Annotated in this window: 14 protein-coding genes; 1 reads left to right on the plus strand and 13 read right to left on the minus strand. The window is 70.2% G+C overall.

The features are described from left to right. Window positions 1-5: 5 nt before the first annotated feature. The 5 genes from purB to ACESMR_RS06280 all read right to left on the minus strand — a co-directional run bounded on the left by purB (window position 6) and on the right by ACESMR_RS06280 (window position 4,427). On the minus strand, window positions 6-1,319 hold the full coding sequence (purB, locus tag ACESMR_RS06260; RefSeq protein WP_373046024.1) for an adenylosuccinate lyase: 1,314 nt from the start codon (window positions 1,317-1,319) through the stop codon (window positions 6-8). A gap of 94 nt (window positions 1,320-1,413) precedes the next feature. Beyond that, window positions 1,414-1,854: a dUTP diphosphatase gene (gene dut / locus ACESMR_RS06265; protein WP_373046026.1), complete on the minus strand. Its 441-nt coding sequence runs from the start codon at window positions 1,852-1,854 to the stop codon at window positions 1,414-1,416. 66 nt (window positions 1,855-1,920) lie between these two features. Beyond that, window positions 1,921-3,198 (minus strand): TolB family protein, encoded by a 1,278-nt coding sequence (locus ACESMR_RS06270; protein WP_373046027.1) that lies wholly within the window; start codon window positions 3,196-3,198, stop codon window positions 1,921-1,923. 96 nt (window positions 3,199-3,294) lie between these two features. Beyond that, window positions 3,295-3,633 (minus strand): hypothetical protein, encoded by a 339-nt coding sequence (locus ACESMR_RS06275; protein ID WP_373046028.1) that lies wholly within the window; start codon window positions 3,631-3,633, stop codon window positions 3,295-3,297. Further along, a complete protein-coding gene (locus ACESMR_RS06280; protein ID WP_373046030.1) occupies window positions 3,630-4,427 on the minus strand; it encodes a DNA alkylation repair protein in 798 nt (265 codons plus the stop codon). Before ACESMR_RS06280 ends, ACESMR_RS06275 begins: the two co-directional genes overlap by 4 nt. 202 nt (window positions 4,428-4,629) lie before the next feature. On the opposite strand from ACESMR_RS06280, the gene ACESMR_RS06285 reads away from it, so the two are divergent. Next, entirely contained in the window at window positions 4,630-5,562 is a 933-nt protein-coding gene (locus ACESMR_RS06285) for a hypothetical protein (protein ID WP_373046031.1), read from the plus strand. Between the two features lie 115 nt (window positions 5,563-5,677). Here ACESMR_RS06285 and ACESMR_RS06290 read toward each other — a convergent pair whose 3' ends face one another. From ACESMR_RS06290 to infB, 8 genes are all read right to left on the minus strand, one after another. After that, window positions 5,678-7,138 (minus strand): hypothetical protein, encoded by a 1,461-nt coding sequence (locus ACESMR_RS06290; protein WP_373046032.1) that lies wholly within the window; start codon window positions 7,136-7,138, stop codon window positions 5,678-5,680. 76 nt (window positions 7,139-7,214) lie between these two features. Continuing rightward, a complete protein-coding gene (locus ACESMR_RS06295) occupies window positions 7,215-7,790 on the minus strand; it encodes a hypothetical protein (protein WP_373046034.1) in 576 nt (191 codons plus the stop codon). 102 nt (window positions 7,791-7,892) lie between these two features. After that, complete coding sequence (gene pnp, locus ACESMR_RS06300) at window positions 7,893-10,043, minus strand: polyribonucleotide nucleotidyltransferase (RefSeq protein WP_373046035.1); 2,151 nt, start codon at window positions 10,041-10,043, stop codon at window positions 7,893-7,895. Between the two features lie 206 nt (window positions 10,044-10,249). Continuing rightward, window positions 10,250-10,519: a 30S ribosomal protein S15 gene (gene rpsO, locus ACESMR_RS06305; protein WP_373046037.1), complete on the minus strand. Its 270-nt coding sequence runs from the start codon at window positions 10,517-10,519 to the stop codon at window positions 10,250-10,252. 174 nt (window positions 10,520-10,693) lie between these two features. Continuing rightward, a complete protein-coding gene (truB, locus tag ACESMR_RS06310) occupies window positions 10,694-11,629 on the minus strand; it encodes a tRNA pseudouridine(55) synthase TruB (RefSeq protein ID WP_373046038.1) in 936 nt (311 codons plus the stop codon). Between the two features lie 32 nt (window positions 11,630-11,661). After that, the gene (gene rbfA / locus ACESMR_RS06315) at window positions 11,662-12,069 is read right to left on the minus strand and encodes a 30S ribosome-binding factor RbfA (protein ID WP_373046040.1); all 408 of its coding nucleotides are present in this window, start codon (window positions 12,067-12,069) and stop codon (window positions 11,662-11,664) included. Between the two features lie 8 nt (window positions 12,070-12,077). Beyond that, a complete protein-coding gene (locus tag ACESMR_RS06320) occupies window positions 12,078-12,554 on the minus strand; it encodes a DUF503 domain-containing protein (protein ID WP_373046041.1) in 477 nt (158 codons plus the stop codon). 152 nt (window positions 12,555-12,706) lie between these two features. Then, window positions 12,707-15,592 carry a translation initiation factor IF-2 gene (gene infB / locus ACESMR_RS06325; protein ID WP_373046043.1) on the minus strand — a complete coding sequence of 962 codons (2,886 nt, stop codon included), beginning with the start codon at window positions 15,590-15,592 and terminating at the stop codon, window positions 12,707-12,709. Between the last annotated feature and the right edge of the window lie 87 nt (window positions 15,593-15,679).

Genomic DNA, 15,679 nt, shown 5'->3' on the forward strand with positions numbered 1-15,679 from the left:
GCCGATCAGCTCCTGCCGAAGACCCGGCGGAAGATCGTGTCGACGTGCTTGGTGTGGTAGCTCACGTCGAAGACGCCGCGGATCTCGTCCTCGGAGAGGTGCTTGCGCAGATCCTCGTCGGCGAGCAGCGACTCGAGGAAGTCGGCGCCCTCCTCGTAGAACTTCATCGCGTTGCGCTGCACGAAGACGTAGGCGGTCTGGCGGGCGATGCCGCGGCGGGCGAGCTCGAGGAGCAGGCGCTGCGAGTAGACGAGGCCGCCGGTGATCTCGAGGTTCTCCTGCATGCGCTCCGGGTAGACGCGCATCTCGGCGACGAGGCGCGTGAAGCGGAAGAGCATGAAGTCGGCGAGGATGGTGGCGTCGGGGCCGATCACCCGCTCCACCGACGAGTGCGAGATGTCGCGCTCGTGCCACAGCGCCACGTTCTCCAGCGCGGTGACGGCGTAGCCGCGGAGCAGGCGGGCCAGGCCCGTCATGTTCTCGGTGAGGATGGGGTTGCGCTTGTGGGGCATCGCCGACGAGCCCTTCTGGCCGGCGGTGAAGGGCTCCTCCGCCTCGCGCACCTCGGTGCGCTGGAGGTGGCGGATCTCGACGGAGCAGCGCTCGATCGAGGCGCCGAGGAGCGCCAGCGCGTTGAAGTACTCGGCGTGGCGATCGCGGCTCACCACCTGGGTGGAGACGGGATCGGCCTTCAGGCCGAGCTTGGTGCAGACGTGGGCCTCGACCGCCGGATCGACGTTGGCGAAGGTGCCGACCGCGCCGGAGATCTTGCCGTACGCCACGTTCTCGATGGCGGTGGCCAGGCGGGCACGATCGCGAGAGAGCTCGGCGTGCCAGTTGGCCAGCTTGATGCCGAAGGTGATCGGCTCGGCGTGGATGCCGTGGGAGCGGCCGATCATCGCGGTGTTCTTGTGCTCGAAGGCGCGCTTCTCGATGGCGGCGAGGGAGGCGTCGAGCCCCTGCAGGATCCGCTCGCCGGCCTCTTTGAGCTGCAGCGCCAGCGTGGTGTCGAGCACGTCGCTCGAGGTGAGGCCGAGGTGGAGCCAGCGCGCCTCGGGTCCGACCTGCTCCTCCACCCAGGTGAGGAAGGCGATGACGTCATGCTTGACGACCTTCTCGATCTCCTCGATCCGCTCGGCGTCCTGCGCGGTCACCTGCTTCGGCGCCTTCTCCTGCAGGCGCTTCCACTCGTCCTGCGGGACCTCGCCGCGGGTGGCCATCGCTTCACAGGCGGCCATCTCCACCGCGAGCCAACGCTCGTAGCGGGCTTCGCTGGTCCAAAGGGCGGTCATCTCGGGGCGGGAGTAGCGAGCGATCATGGCCTTACGAGCCTCCGTGCGAAGTGGCGGCCCGTATAGTCGAGCAGGCGACGCCGGGCAACCGTCGGCTGGCCCGGGGCGTCCTGGTGGGTCCTCAGCTCTGGCCCGTGTGCCCGAAGCCGCCGGCGCCGCGCGCAGTATCGTCGAGGGCGTCGACCTCGCGCAGCTGCACGCGCTCGAAGCGCGCGATGACCAGCTGGGCGATTCGCTCGCCCCGCGGGAGGTGGACCGGCTCCCGGCCGTGGTTGATCAGGATCACGCCGCACTCGCCGCGGTAGTCGGCGTCGATCGTGCCGGGAGCGTTGAGGGTCGTCACGCCTCGTTTCAGCGCGAGCCCGGAGCGCGGGCGCACCTGGCCCTCGAAGCCCGGCGGGATCGCCACGGCGATCCCGGTGGGGACCAGCTTCCGCTCGCCCGGCTCCAGGGTCACGGCCTCGTCGGCGCGCAGATCGAGGCCGGCGCTGCCGTCCGTGGCGTAGGTGGGAAGCGGCAGCGGCTCGCCGCGGCTCCCCATTCGCTTGATGTGGATCTCCATGCTGCCTCCTCGGGGAGAAGGCGCGCATGGTTCCCGCAGCTGCACGCCGGGTCAAGGCGCGCGGGCTCAGCTCCGTGGCAGCGGCACCACGTGGCCGGCGGTGCCGTCGCTCCACACCAGGCGCTCCCCGACGAAGAGGAAGCTGTCGACGCCGGTGGCCACCTGCCACGACGTGTCGCGGGCCAGGTCGGCCAGGCGGAGCGATCCGTCGCGATCGATCCAGGCGACGAACGCGCCCCCGTCGTCCACCACCGGGGCGATGGACGAATCGTTGCCGGCGAAGGCGTCGCCGTCGACCTCCACCCGCACGCCGCTCTCCGTGTCCTGCAGCCAGAGGTGGCGCCTGCCGTCGGCGAGCGAGCGCTCCACCCACGCGACCGCACGCTCGTTCGGCGAGAAGCCCACCGCCTCCACGAAGGCGAAGCCCTGCGAGAGCTCCACCGGCTCGCCGCCGTCGCGCAGCAGCAGGAGGTGGTTTCCGTCCTCGGCGTCCTGCACCTGGTAGATCAGCGCGTAGCCGGAAGGAGAGAAGCGCCACGGCTGCCCGGAGACCCAGCCTTCGGTGAGCGATCGCTCGGTGCCGGTGAGCAGGTCGGCGAGGAGCAGCTGCCCGGAGGCGCCATCTGGGGCGACCACACGGTCGAGGCGGGGCGAGGCGAGGAAGCTCCCGGTGCCCGCGCCGACGATCTGCTGGGCGCCGCTCGCCAGGTGGGTCACGCCGACGCCCACCTGCTCGGTGCCCGGCGCGGTGACGAGGCTGCCGCAGTCGCGGGAGAACCAGGCGAGCCGCTCCACCGACCAGCCGTCGCAGCTGTCCCCGAGACCGACCCACTTGCCGGTGGAGATCTGCTGCGCGCTCATCCAGGCGCAGTTGGCGAAGGTGCCGCCGCCGTGCCAGCTCCACAGCCAGTCGCCGCAGACGCCGAACGCAGCGCCGCGGGCGTCGCCCAGCACCTGGGTGGTGGCGCCGCTGTGGACGTTCCAGCGCTGCAGCACGCCGACCGGCTCGCCGCGCACCGTGGGCGCCGTGCCGGTGGGCTCGAGGTAGAGGACCACGTCGCCGGCGGGGTCGACGGCGACGGTCTCCGCGAAGACGCCGGAGGCGACCGCCTGCGCCTTGCTGCCGATGGGGTGGAAGAAGAGATCCCCCTTCTCCCCTTTGCCGCCGCGGAAGCCCAGCAATGCGTCCGTGCCCACGGCGTGCAGCGGCCTGCCCACCGTCCCGAGGCTCTCGATCGCCTCGCAATCGGGCAGGCTGCAATCGCTCTGCGCCACCGGCGCCGCCTCTTCGCCGCCACAACCAGCGAGCGCCCACGCGCCCAGCACCACGACCAGCTTCTTCAAGACACGCCTCCCTGCCGAGACCGGATGGCCCAGCCTACCCCGGAAGGGAGGACAGATGTAAATACTGAAAGCCAGGCGCAGGGCGCCCGCCCCTGGTCAAAGCTGCTGGGACGGCGGCGGTTCGGGCGGCAGCGCCGCCGTCCTGGCAGCGGCCTTCGCCTTCGCCCGGCGAACGAGGCCGTTGGAGGCGAGGGCTGCGACCAGCCAGATCACCGCGAGGAGAACGGCGAGGAGCGCCACCGGCTGCTCGAAGAGGCCGGCGAGTCCGGCGATGGCGTCGGCGGCGACCACCACGCCGGCGAAGACCGGCGCGGTGGAGGACTCGGCCTTCGCGCGGAGGCGGCGCACGGCGCGGTGGATCCCGGCGAACGGGGAAAGCAGGAGCACCACCGCGAGGCAGACGGTGACGAGCAGCTGGTAGTTCTCTTCGCTCACTTCTTCGTGCCCTTCTTCGGCGCGGGGGTGGCCTTCTTCGCTGGCGCCCGGGCCGTCCTGCCCGCGGGCTTCGCGGCAGGCGCCGCCTTCTTCTTCGCCCCGGCGGAAACCCGCTTCGGCGGCAACGGCTTCCCGGCCTTGCGGGCCCAGCCCCGCTCGATCATCCCCGCTGCGTCGATCGTCTCACACGAGGTCTCGCCGTGATCGACCTCGACGTGGCCGATGCGCGCCGCAGCAGCGAGGGCAGGCCCGCGCAGCGCCTCGTTGCGCAGGCCGATGGCGGCGACGAGCGCGAGCATCCCATCGCGCACGCGGTTCTTCGCGCCCTGCACCTCGCGCTCGATCCGCGGCAGGAAGGCGAGCCATTCGTCGTCGGCGATCGGCAGCTTGCCCATCGCCAGGTGCGTGAGCGTCGACCAGCCCGCCCGCTCGATCCACTCGCCGTCGGCGTCGATCCACGTGCGCGCCCGCTCCCACGCACCCGGTGCAGGCGCCGCCACGTGTTTTACGAAGATGTCGGTGGAGAAGTAGTTGTCGAGGGCGGCGGCCCAGCGCTCCAGCGGCGCCGCCGCCGGGTCGGCGATCATCGAAGCGAGGAGCCGCGCGTCCCCGTTGCCCGTGGCCCAGAGCGCGTCGGCCAGCGCCTGGTCGCGCTTGATCGATTTCTGAAGCTTGCCGAAGACGGCAAAGCTCACGCCGAAGAGCGGATCGGGCATGCCGTGGCGCCGGTAGATCTTCCGGTTCTGCTCCGTGCCCGCCGCTTCCAGCGCCGCCATCGCCTCAGCCAGCTGCATCGCATCCTCCCGGGGAAGTCGGGCGAAGTCTCGCCCGACAGACGTGCCGCGCTCAAGGCCCCGCAGACTGCGGGTGTATACAGAATCGTGTCACCGACTGCTTCCCCGACGACTCCGCTCCTGCATCATGGAGTCGGCAGATCGCTTCGGCGCCTGCCAGGGAGGGCAGTACATGATGTATCGGAGTATTCTGGTTGCAGCGATGTTTCTGGCGGCGTGCGGTACCGGCGAGAGCGGTGCCGACACGGATCTCGAGGACAGCGGGCCGATCACCGGCGGCGGTGGGGACGGCGGCACGGGTGGCGATACCGGCACCGGTGGCACGGGCGGCACTGGCGGCGACACGGGCACCGGCGGCGTCGGCGGCGGGGGCAGCGGTGGGTCGGGCGGCGGCTGGAGCGGGCAGGGAACGGCGCCGCGGATCGGCATCGCCTGGCCGGCGCACGACGGCAACGGCAACGTGATCTACGGTACCGAGCTCCTCGCCGCACCGGCGCTGGACGTGAGCTACCTGCCGGCGACGATCGCTGCGCCCGCGTGGCTCCAGCCGGAAGTGGGCTACTCGTGGGCGAGCGGCATGATCCTCGCGGTGGAAGACGCGAACGGCGACGGCACCTTCGCCTTCGACGGCTACGACGTCGCGCCGCCCGACGTGGGTGTGGGCATCGCCCTGGATCACCTGCTCCTCTTCATCGAGGCGGACGTGGGCGCCACGCAGCCGGCGCCGCTGCCCGACGGCATGCACCTCATCGAGTACGACATGTGCGGACTCGACGAGAGCATGCTCACCGTCCCGCTCACCACCACCGGCGTGCCCTTCGAGGCGCCGCCGCCGGGCACCACCCTCGTCGAGCACATCTACGACGTCTGCGAGCCGGTCCCCGCCGGCGACGGCCCCTGCTCCACGGATCCGGGTGGCGCCTCCTGCGCCAGCTGCCTCGAGGCAGAGGAGGGGCGGTGCGTCGAGCAGGTCTGCACGGTGGAGTTCGCCGCGATTACGACCTGCGGGCAGCAGAACGGCTGCGTCTCCGAGGAGCAGTACGACGATGCCTGCCTCTGGGAGCATTGCGAGGCGGCGGTCCTCGACGCCAGCAGCTGCTACCAGGCCTGCTTCGCCCAGAGCTCCTGCTACTGAGCGGGCGTTGATCGACGCGGGGCGATCCGGCAGCGCCGGGTCGCCCCGCTTCCGTTCCTACCGTCACTTCGGCCGGCGTCGACGTCGAGGCGCACGTGGTGTTCGGCCTCGCCTGCTACCGATGCCAGCCGGTGCGCAGCGGCACGGCGTGGAGCATGCCGCTGCCATCGGTCCAGACCAGCCAGTCGCCGACGAAGCGGAAGTCGACGACGTCGCCGCCCACCAGCAGCGGCTCGAAATCGAGGGGGAAGTCGACGAGGCGGAGCGCACCCGTCTCGTCGATCCAGCCGATCCGATCCTCGTCGTGATCGACGCGCGCGAGCCGGGGCGCGCTGTCGCCGAGACGGTAGTGGACGCCGCTCTGCGGCTGCCACGCGTCGAGGCCCGTGCCCCCGCCCTCGCGCTGTGCGGCGAAGAAGATCCAGCCGGAGCGACTGAAGGCTTCCCGGCGCCTGGCGAAGGGCGCCCCACCCCGCTCGCCGACGAAGGCGAGGGCCGGCGCGGCAAACTCGATCAGGCTGCCGGTTTGCGTGGCGACGACGCGGATGCGGTTGCCCTCGACCGACTGCCCCTCCTCGATCCACGCGAGCCATTTCCTCTCGGGCCAGAAGGCGGTGTCGCCCATCTCGACGTCGGCGGCCACCAGCGCCGCAGGCTCGCCGAAGCCCCGTGCCCAGTAGAGGTCGGGCGCTCCCGCGTTGTGGGTGCGCAGGTACAGAAGATCGTTGTTGTCCCCCAGCGCAAGCGGGACCACCTCGCGAGGATCACCGTCAATGGGATAGGGGTGGCCCGTCGACACATCGATCCGCGCGAGGGCGGTGTCGAAGAACGCGACGAGCCGGTAGCCGTCCTCGTCGACGAGGAAGCCTCCGCCGTACCTGCTGCCGAGGCGGCGCGCCTCGCCCGATTCGACGGAGTAGGCGGTGATCCCGGTGTAGTCCTGCTCCCATACGCTCCCGGCGAGGATCACCCGGCTGCAGCCGGTCGAGAAGAGAGCGAGCTGCTCGACGGTGCCGTAGTCACAGGCGCTGGCGACGTCGACGCTCGTCCCGCTCGCGCCGTCGTAGACCGCCAGGGTGCCGCAACTGGCCGCGGCTCCCTCGCCGTGCCAGGCCCAGGCGTTGCCGCCGCAGCTGTCGTACTGGCCAGGTCGGACGTCGTCGAGGAGGACCGCATCCCTGCCGGTGCGGGGATCCCACCGGTGGAGCACGCCGCGCAGATCGTCCCAGCGCGCGCCCTCGGCGAGCTGCGCCACCTCGAGGTAGAGCACCGTCCCGTCGGTGGCGACCCGGACCGTCGCCGGGTGGATGCCCACGCCAATCCGCGTCTCGGCGGCATCGACGAGCGAGAGGTGCCAGAGCTCCACCCCGCTCCAATCACCGCCGAACGCGAAGCTGCGCCGTGCGAAGACGATCCCGCCCTCGGTCGTGCCGAGGAGCGCGTCGGCCCTGCCGAGGAGCTGCGCCTCGTCGCAATTCGGGAGCGTGCAGGTCGGCACGGCAGCCTGCCGCTCCTCCGCACCACCGCAGCCCAGCGACGAGACAAGACCAAGCCCTGCGAGAAGCCAGCCGCGCATCGTTTCCCCCTGTGGGCGATGAATGGCGACGCTAACGCACGACGGGTAGCAGGGCAATGCACCGAGCGATGGTGCCTCAGGCCCGCAAACGGGCACCGCCCTCGAGCTCCCGGGCCACCCCGCGCAGGAGCGATCGGCGGATCGCCCGCGAGAAGGGGCCGATCACCCGGAAGTAGCGGCGGAAGCGCAGCCACGAGAGGTCGTCGGTGGCGTCGACACGTGCCTCGATCGCGAGCCTGCTGCCGCCTTCGTGCCGCGTCACCCGCAGCGCCCAGGCCACCTTCACCCAGCCTGGCTCCGCGAAGGCCTCCCAGGCGGCGGCGTCCACGTGGAGGAAGGGGATCCGCGCCCGCCACACCTTGCCGATCGCCCCCACCGCCGCCTCCCGCCCCGGCTCCTCGAGGAGGAGTTGGAAGCCCGGCCGCTCGGGCGACGAGCGCATCTCGTCGATCCGCAGCCGCAGATCGTCCCCGTGGCCGAGGAGCCGCTCGGGGATGGTGCGGAGCGCGAAGAGCAGCCGGACGAAGCCCGCCCCGCCGATGCTCCCGTGGCGCACCGCCGCCCAGACCGCCTGCGCCGGCGCGTCGATCACCACCTCGTCGATCTCGACGAGCGGCGCTCCGGGCAGCAGGCGATCGAGCAGTTCCACCATCCCCCCCTGCGCAAGAAGGTGTGTCGCCCGCGCGAGAAAGACGAAGGGCGGGCCCGCCACCCAAGCGAGCCCGCCCTTCGTCATGTCACGCTGGCGCGTGGATCAGGCCTGGGCCTGCCCCTCGCCACCGGCCTCGCCGCCCTCGCCGCCGCCGGCGGCGCCAGCGAGCGCCTCCTTGCGGGAGAGGCGGATCTTGCCCTGGCGGTCGACGGAGATGACCTTGACCATCACCTCGTCGCCCTCGTTGAGCACGTCGCTGACGCTCTTGACGCGCTTGTCGGAGAGCTCCGAGATGTGGACGAGGCCGTCGGTGCCCGGGAAGATCTCCACGAAGGCGCCGAACTCCACGATGCGGCGCACCGTGCCCATGTAGACCTTCCCGATCTCCGCCTCCTGGGTGAGGTTGCGGATCATCTGGATGGCCTGGTCGACCTTGACGCTGTCCGACGAGGCGATGTTGATGGTGCCGTCGTCGTTGATGTCCACCGAGCAGCCGGTGCGGGCGATGATGTCCTTCACCACCTTGCCGCCGGGCCCGATGACGTCCTTGATGCGCTCGGGGCGGATCTTGATCGAGGTGATCCGCGGGGCGAACTGCGAGATCTCCTTGCGGGACTCGGGCAGCGCCTCGAGCATCTTGCCGAGGATGTGGTTCCTGCCGTCGCGGGCCTGGTTGAGCGCGCGCTCGAGGATCTCCCGGGTCACGCCGGTGATCTTGATGTCCATCTGGATGGACGTGATCCCCTTGGCGGTGCCGCAGACCTTGAAGTCCATGTCGCCGAGGTGATCCTCGTCGCCGAGGATGTCCGAGAGGATGGCGATCTTGTCGCCCTCCTTGATCAGACCCATGGCGATGCCGGCCACCGGCGCCTTGATCGGCACGCCGGCGTCCATCAGCGCGAGGCAGCCGCCGCAGACCGTGGCCATCGACGACGAGCCGTTCGACTCGGTGATGTCGGAGGTGATGCGGACGACGTACTGGAACTGCTCCTCGCTCGGCATCACGTAGCGCAGCGCGCGCTCCGCCAGCGCACCGTGGCCGATTTCGCGGCGGCCCGGCGAGCGGAGGAACTTCACCTCGCCCACCGAGTAGGGCGGGAAGTTGTAGTGGAGCAGGAAGCGCTTGAAGTGCATGCCCGTGAGCATCTCGATGCGCTGCTCGTCGTCACCGGTGCCGAGGGTCGCGGTGCAGATCGACTGCGTCTCGCCACGGGTGAAGATCGCCGAGCCGTGGCTGCGGGGAAGCGCACCCACCTCGCTCCAGATGCTGCGGATCTCGTCGTGCTTGCGACCGGCGATGCGGACGCCCTCGTTGACGATCATTCCGCGCATGTAGTCGTACTTGAAGTCCTCGAAGTAGCCCTTGAGCTCCTTCTCGCGGGACGCGTACGAGTCGCCGAGCTTCTCCTTCATCGCCGCCATCGCCTGCTTCTTGGCGACGGAGAGCGCCGCGTAGCGCGGGCCCTTCTCGGCGTTGCCGTAGGCGGCCTTGATCGGCTCCCAGGCGATCTCCTTGAGCTGGGTCCGCAGGGCCTCGTCGACCTTCGGCGGCTCGAAGGCGCGCTTCTCGGTCTTGCCGAGCTCGCGGGTCAGCTCCTCCTGCACGCGGAGCAGGTTCTGCACCGCGGCCTGGCCGAAGAGCAGCGCCTCGACCATCACGTCCTCGGGCACCTCGGCGGCGCCACCCTCGACCATCGTGATCGCGTCCTTCGACGCGGCCATGATGATCTCGAGGTCGGCGCGCTCGCGGTCCTCGTGGCTCGGGTTGGCGACCAGCTGGCCGTCGATGCGGCAGACGCGCACGCCGGCGATGGGGCCGTTGAAGGGGATGTCCGAGCAGGCGATCGCGCAGGACGCGCCGGTGAGCGCGAGCACGTCGGTGTCGGCGTTCGGATCCCAGGAGAGCACGGTGGCGATGACCTGGGTCTCGTTCTGGTAGCCCTCGGGGAAGAGCGGCCGGAGCGAGCGGTCGATCACGCGGGAGGTGAGCGTCTCCTTGTCGGAGGGGCGGCCCTCGCGGCGGAAGAACGAGCCCGGGATCTTGCCGGCTGCAGCCAGCTTCTCCTGGTAGTCACAGGTCAGGGGGAAGAAGTCGAGACCCTCCTTCTTCTCCTTGGCGCTGACGACGGTGACGAGGACCATCGAGTCGCCCTGGCGGACGATGACCGAGCCGTCCGCCTGCTTGGCGATCTTGCCGGTCTCGATGGTGATCTCCTTGCCCTGGAGATCGGCCTTCTTGACGATGTGGTTCATGCTGCCTCTCTATTTCCCGTGCCACACACGGCGCGGGGGTTGGCGGCCTCGCCGGAGAGGGGGCTTTGGTCCCTGAGCCGAACCAGCGAAGGGATTCGCTGGCTCGAGTCGGAAACCAAAAGCCCCTTTGCACCACCCTCCGGTGCGAAGGCCTCGATACGCGAAGGGCGCCCCCGGGATGGGAGCGCCCCCGTGTCGGAGCCGGACTACTTCCGGATTCCGAGCGCGTCGATGACGGTCTTGTAGCGGCTCACGTCCTTGCGCTTCAGGTAGTCGAGAAGACGCCGACGCTGGCCGACCAGCTTGAGCAGACCGCGGCGCGAGTGGTGATCCTTCGCGTGGGTCTTGAAGTGCTCGGTGAGGTAGGTGATGCGCTCGGAGAGGAGCGCGATCTGCACCTCGGGGGAACCCGTGTCACCCTCACCGCGGGCGAACTTCGAGACGAGCTCCTGCTTCCGGTCCTTGAGCAATGCCATTTGCTTCATCCATCCGCTCCCTCCCCATGGCCGGGATGGCCAGGGGTGGGCCTCGTATGCCCCAGGTCCGCGGAGCGGTGCAGGCGGGGCGGCCCAATACGTCGAGCCCACGAACCGCCAGGGTCCGTGAGTCGGCGCAAGTTACCGACACAACAACGGGTGGTCAATCACCATTCAGGAGCCGAGCAGGTCCTGCGGGGTGACCAGCACGCGCACGTAGCGCAGCGTGCCCTGCCGCTGCTCCGCCACCGCGAGCAGGCGCCCGCCGGGGCCGGTGATCCGGACCCGGACCCCCTCCTCCTGCCGCGGCAGCCCGCTCTCGGCGAGGTCCCTGGCCCCGAGAACCATGCCGTAGGCCACCTTGCGCGCCCGCGTCTCGTCGAGCCGCGCCTCGGGCAGCTCCGCGAGGGCCTCGGACATCGGCACCACGAAACGGGCGATCTCGTCCTGCCTGCCGGAGGCCGCCAGGTCGAGGATCACCGGCAGGGGCACCGCGCGATCGAGGGAGAAGGGGCCGCTCCGCAGACGCCGGAGCGCCATCAGGTGGCCGCCCACGCCGAGCGCCTCGCCCAGCTCGTGGGCGATCGAGCGCACGTAGGTGCCCTTGGAGCAGTGGACGAAGATCGTGGCGGCGCCGGTCTGCGCGTCGTAGCGGGTGAGCTCGATCCGCTCGAGGTTGACCTTGCGGGGCTTCCGCTCGATCTCCTCGCCCTTGCGGGCCAGCTCGTAGAGCCGCTTGCCGCCGACCTTCACCGCCGAGAACATCGGCGGCGTCTGCCAGTACTCGCCCTGCATCGCGGCGACCGCCCGTTCCACCTCGGCGGGCTTCACCGCGGCGATGGAGCGCTCGGCCACCACCTTGCCGGTGGCGTCGTAGCTGTCGGTCTCCACCCCGAGCTGGACGACGCCCTCGTACTCCTTGTCACCCTCGGTGATGAAGGAGGCGATCTTGGTGGCGTCACCCAGGCAGACGGGAAGAACACCGGTCGCCATCGGATCGAGCGTGCCGGTATGTCCTGCCTTGCGGCCGGAGCCCAGGGCGCGGACGCGGCGCACCACGTCGAAGGAGGTGGGGCCGATGGGCTTGTCGACGATGAGGACGCCGTCCACGGGTACACCGATCTCGGGTTGGGGAAAGCCCTTCAGCTCTCGTTCTCGCCACCCGGAACGCCGGGGGCTTCGTCGTCGCTCGTGCGCGCCGCCTCCTCCTCCTTCACCTGCCGGAGGAGCCTGTCGATGCGGTCGCCGCGATCGATCGCCTCGTCGTAGACGAAGCGGAGGTCGGGGACGTAGCGGAGGCTCAAGGCCGAACCGATCTCGCGCTTCATGAAGCCGGTGGCTGCCTTGAGGCCCGCCGCCGTCTCGTTCCGCTGCGCCTCGTCGGCGCCGAACATCGACCAGTAGACCACCGCCTGTCGCAGATCGGGGCTCACCTTCACGCCGGTGAAGGTGACGAAGCCGATCCGGGGGTCCTTGAACCCCTTGGTGACGAGGCGGCCGAGCTCTTCCTGGATGAGCTGCCCGACGCGCTGCGGTCTGTCGTGTGCCACTTGGAATCCTAGCGGCGCCGGCCCTTCGGCCCGGGCGCCTGGTACGAGGCCGCGGCCTCTTCGAGCTCTTCGAGGGAAGGATAGTCCTCGTCCCCCGCCCCCTCGTCCCCGTCTTCGAAACCGAAGGGAGGGGCGAGTCCCTCCGCCTCTGCCAGCGTCCGCTCCGAGTGGGAGCGGCCGCCGCCGTACATCTCCGAGAGGGTGAGGATCTCGAGCTCGTGGGAAACGACGAAGGCCTCGGCGCCGCCCTCCTCCACGGAGCGCAGCACCTTGTCGAGGACCTCGTTGACGAAGGCGCGGTCGTTGCCGACCGCCGCCACGCCGATGGTCGCCTTCTGCCAGAGGTCGTTGTCGCCGACCTCTGCTATCGCGACGTTGAAGCGGGCCCGGACCCGGTCGATGACCTTGCGCATCACGTGGCGCTTGGCCTTGAGCGACGCGGATCCGGGGATCTGCAACACGAAGCGGAGGGTGCCGACGACCATCTCTCCCCGCACGGCCAACGGGCTGCAGGCCGAAGGCCGGAAGCCGCGAAGCCCGAAGGGCGTAGCCAACAAGAAGGTAGCGCCTGCTCCCGCGGAGCGGGAGCATCCAGCGGTTCGCCCGGGCGTTAGCCCGGGCGGGCCGCTGGACTGCGCTACAGCGACTGGCGGATCTGCTCGATCTCGAAGACCTCGAGGGTGTCGCCGACCTGCAGATCGTTGAAGCCGTCGAAGCCGAGACCGCATTCGAAGCCCTGGGCAACTTCGCGGACGTCGTCCTTGAAGCGGCGCAGCGATGCGATCTTGCCCTGGTGGATCTGCTTCCGCTCGCGGAAGACCCGGGCCATGGCGTTGCGGACGATCTTGCCGTCGGTGACGGCGGAGCCGGCGATGATGCCCTTCGGCGTGCTGAAGATCTGGCGGACCTCCACCTTGCCGATGGTCTTCTCGCGGGTGAGGAAGCCGAGCATGCCCTCCATCGCGAGGCGGACGTCGTCCACTGCCTCGTAGATGATGGAGTAGAGCCGGACGTCCACGTCGAGGCGCGCTGCGGCGTCCTGCACCTTGCTCTCGGGCTTCACGTTGAAGCCGACGATCAGGGCGCCGGAGGCCTTGGCCAGGTTGACGTCGGATTCGGTCACCGCGCCCACGGCCTTGTGGATGATGTTCACGCGGACCTTCTGCGTGGACAGCTTGAGCAACGCCTGGGCGACGGCCTCGGACGAACCGCCCACGTCGGCCTTGAGGATGACCTTGAGCTCCTTCTGCTCGCTCTTCCGGATCGAGGCGAAGAGCTCCTCGCGGGAGGTGAGCTTGGAGGTCTTGGCCATCTCCTTCTTGCGCTCGACGAGCTCGCGGTTCTTCGCGACCTCTTCGGCGGCCTTGATGTCCTTGACGACGTGGAACTCGTCACCGGCGGTGGGGACGCCCGAGAGGCCGATGATCTCCACCGGGAAGCCGGGGAGGGTCTCCTTGACCTGCTTGCCGCGGTAGTCGTTCAGCGCACGGAGCTTGCCGTACTGCTGGCCGCACACCACTGCGTCGCCGGCACGGAGGGTACCCTCCTGCACGAGGACGGTGGCAACCGGGCCACGGCCCTTCTCGAGCTTCGACTCGATGACGATGCCCTTGGCCGGCTTGTCCGGGTTGGCGGCGAGTTCGAGGACCTCGGACTGCAGCGCGATGTTCTCGAGCAGCAGGTCGAGGTTGAGCTTCGCCTTGGCGGAGACGGGCACCATGATGGTGTCGCCGCCCCAGTCTTCCGGAACGAGGCCGTGCTCCGCCAGCATCTGCTTGACGCGGTCGGGGTTGGCGTCGGGCTTGTCCATCTTGTTGATCGCCACCACCACCGGGACTTCGGCGGCCTTGGCGTGGTTGATGGACTCGATCGTCTGGGGCATCACGCCGTCGTCGGCAGCCACCACGAGCACGGCCACGTCGGTGGCCTGCGCGCCGCGGGCACGCATGGCGGTGAACGCCTCGTGGCCCGGGGTGTCGAGGAAGGTGACCGGGCCCTTGGCGGTGTTCACCGAGTAGGCGCCGATGTGCTGGGTGATGCCGCCCGCCTCGCCGTCGGCGACGTTGGCGGAGCGGAGGGCGTCGAGCAGCGAGGTCTTGCCGTGGTCGACGTGGCCCATGATGGTGACCACGGGCGGACGCGGCTTGAGATCCTCGGCGCGATCCTCCTCCTCGGAGATGAACTGCGACTCCTCGTAGCCGGCCTTCTCGACCGTGTGGTCGTAGTCGGTGGCGAGGAGCTGGGCGGTCTCGAGGTCGAGCATCTGGTTGATGCTCGCCATCACGCCCATCTTCATCAGCTTGCGGATCAGCTCGTTCGCCTTGGCACCGAGGCGCTGCGACAGATCGGAGACCGAGATGGCCTCGTCGATCCGGATCACGCGCTTCGACTCCTTCGGCGTCGTGATCAGGGTCTTGGCGCCCTTCTTGGTCGGCTTCCGCTTGCGTGCGCGGGTCGGGATGTGGGCGCGGCCACGTGCCAGGTCGATCAGGTCCTGCTTCGACGGCATCTTGCCGGGCTCACCGGGGCTACCAGGGGTGCCGGGGCCTGCGCCGAAGCGCGAGCCGCCGCGGCGGCGCTGGCCGGCCTTGTCCTTGGTGACGTCGATGAACTCACGACCGCGGCCCATCGAGTCGGGGACCACGCGGACCTCGCGGCGCTCGCCGATCGCCGTGCGGCCGGGGGCCGCGGGGGCGGGACGGAACGTCGAGGTGGGCGGGGTCACGCGCCGGATCGGGATGAGCGGGCGCGAGATGACCACGGCCTGGGTGGCGGTCGGGCGCAGGGTGCGCGGGTCGACGCCTTCCTGCACCGGAACGTTGGGGCCACGCATACCCGGGAGGTTCGGGGTGCGAACCTCGACGCGGGGCTGCGGGCGCGGCGCGCCGCCGGGGGCGCCGGGACGAACCTGGACCTCGGTGCGCGGCTGCGGCGCCGGGACCGAGGGGGCTTCCACGCGGGGCGAAGGCGCTGCCTCGGCGGCTGCGGCGGCGGGCTCGCGCTCCGCAGCCTCGGGCTGCGCTGCTGCTGCCGGTGCCTCGGGCTGCTCGGGCGCCGCTGCTGCTGCGACGTTCTCCGTCGCTGCCTCCGCTGCGGGAGCCGCTGCTTCGGGCGCCTGCTGCGCGACCGCTGCCGCGGGCTGCCCTGCGGGAGCCGGCGCAGGCGGACGGCGGACCACGACCGCGGGCCGGAACTCCGGCTCTGCGGCGGGACGACGCTCCGGCTGCTGCGGGGCGGGCGCACCCTGCTGCTGCGCGGGGCGCGCTGCTGCAGGAGCGTTTTCGGTGGTGGGCTCGATGTCCGCGCGACGGCGACGGACGACGAATCCCTTGGGCGGCGGGGCCGCGGGGGAGGGGTTGCGCTCTGCCTGAATTTTGTCTGTCACAGCCTGGGCCTGGTCGTCATCCAGCGAGCTGGAGTGCGACTTCACTTCGTCGTACCCGTGCGCCTGGAGCCAGTCGACCAGCTCCTTGTTCTGCATTCCGAGCTCTTTCGCGAGCTCGTACACGCGCTTCTTCGCCATAATCCTCTGTCTTCCCCCGGCATCCCGTCCGTCTGCCATCGAGGGGCAACAACGGGAGCGCCGTTCGTAGTCCAGCGGGAAGCAGAG

The organism is Vulgatibacter sp. (assembly GCF_041687135.1).
Lineage (GTDB): Bacteria > Myxococcota > Myxococcia > Myxococcales > Vulgatibacteraceae > JAWLCN01.

Coding starts and splice junctions, on each gene's coding strand:
- ACESMR_RS06295 (WP_373046034.1), bottom strand. CDS start 7,790: ATGGTGGAACTGCTCGATCGCCTGCTGCCCGGAGCGCCGCTCGTCGAG.
- ACESMR_RS06285 (WP_373046031.1), top strand. CDS start 4,630: ATGTTTCTGGCGGCGTGCGGTACCGGCGAGAGCGGTGCCGACACGGAT.
- dut (WP_373046026.1), bottom strand. CDS start 1,854: ATGGAGATCCACATCAAGCGAATGGGGAGCCGCGGCGAGCCGCTGCCG.
- ACESMR_RS06320 (WP_373046041.1), bottom strand. CDS start 12,554: ATGGTCGTCGGCACCCTCCGCTTCGTGTTGCAGATCCCCGGATCCGCG.
- purB (WP_373046024.1), bottom strand. CDS start 1,319: ATGATCGCTCGCTACTCCCGCCCCGAGATGACCGCCCTTTGGACCAGC.
- ACESMR_RS06290 (WP_373046032.1), bottom strand. CDS start 7,138: ATGCGCGGCTGGCTTCTCGCAGGGCTTGGTCTTGTCTCGTCGCTGGGC.
- ACESMR_RS06280 (WP_373046030.1), bottom strand. CDS start 4,427: ATGCAGCTGGCTGAGGCGATGGCGGCGCTGGAAGCGGCGGGCACGGAG.
- rpsO (WP_373046037.1), bottom strand. CDS start 10,519: ATGGCATTGCTCAAGGACCGGAAGCAGGAGCTCGTCTCGAAGTTCGCC.
- pnp (WP_373046035.1), bottom strand. CDS start 10,043: ATGAACCACATCGTCAAGAAGGCCGATCTCCAGGGCAAGGAGATCACC.
- infB (WP_373046043.1), bottom strand. CDS start 15,592: ATGGCGAAGAAGCGCGTGTACGAGCTCGCGAAAGAGCTCGGAATGCAG.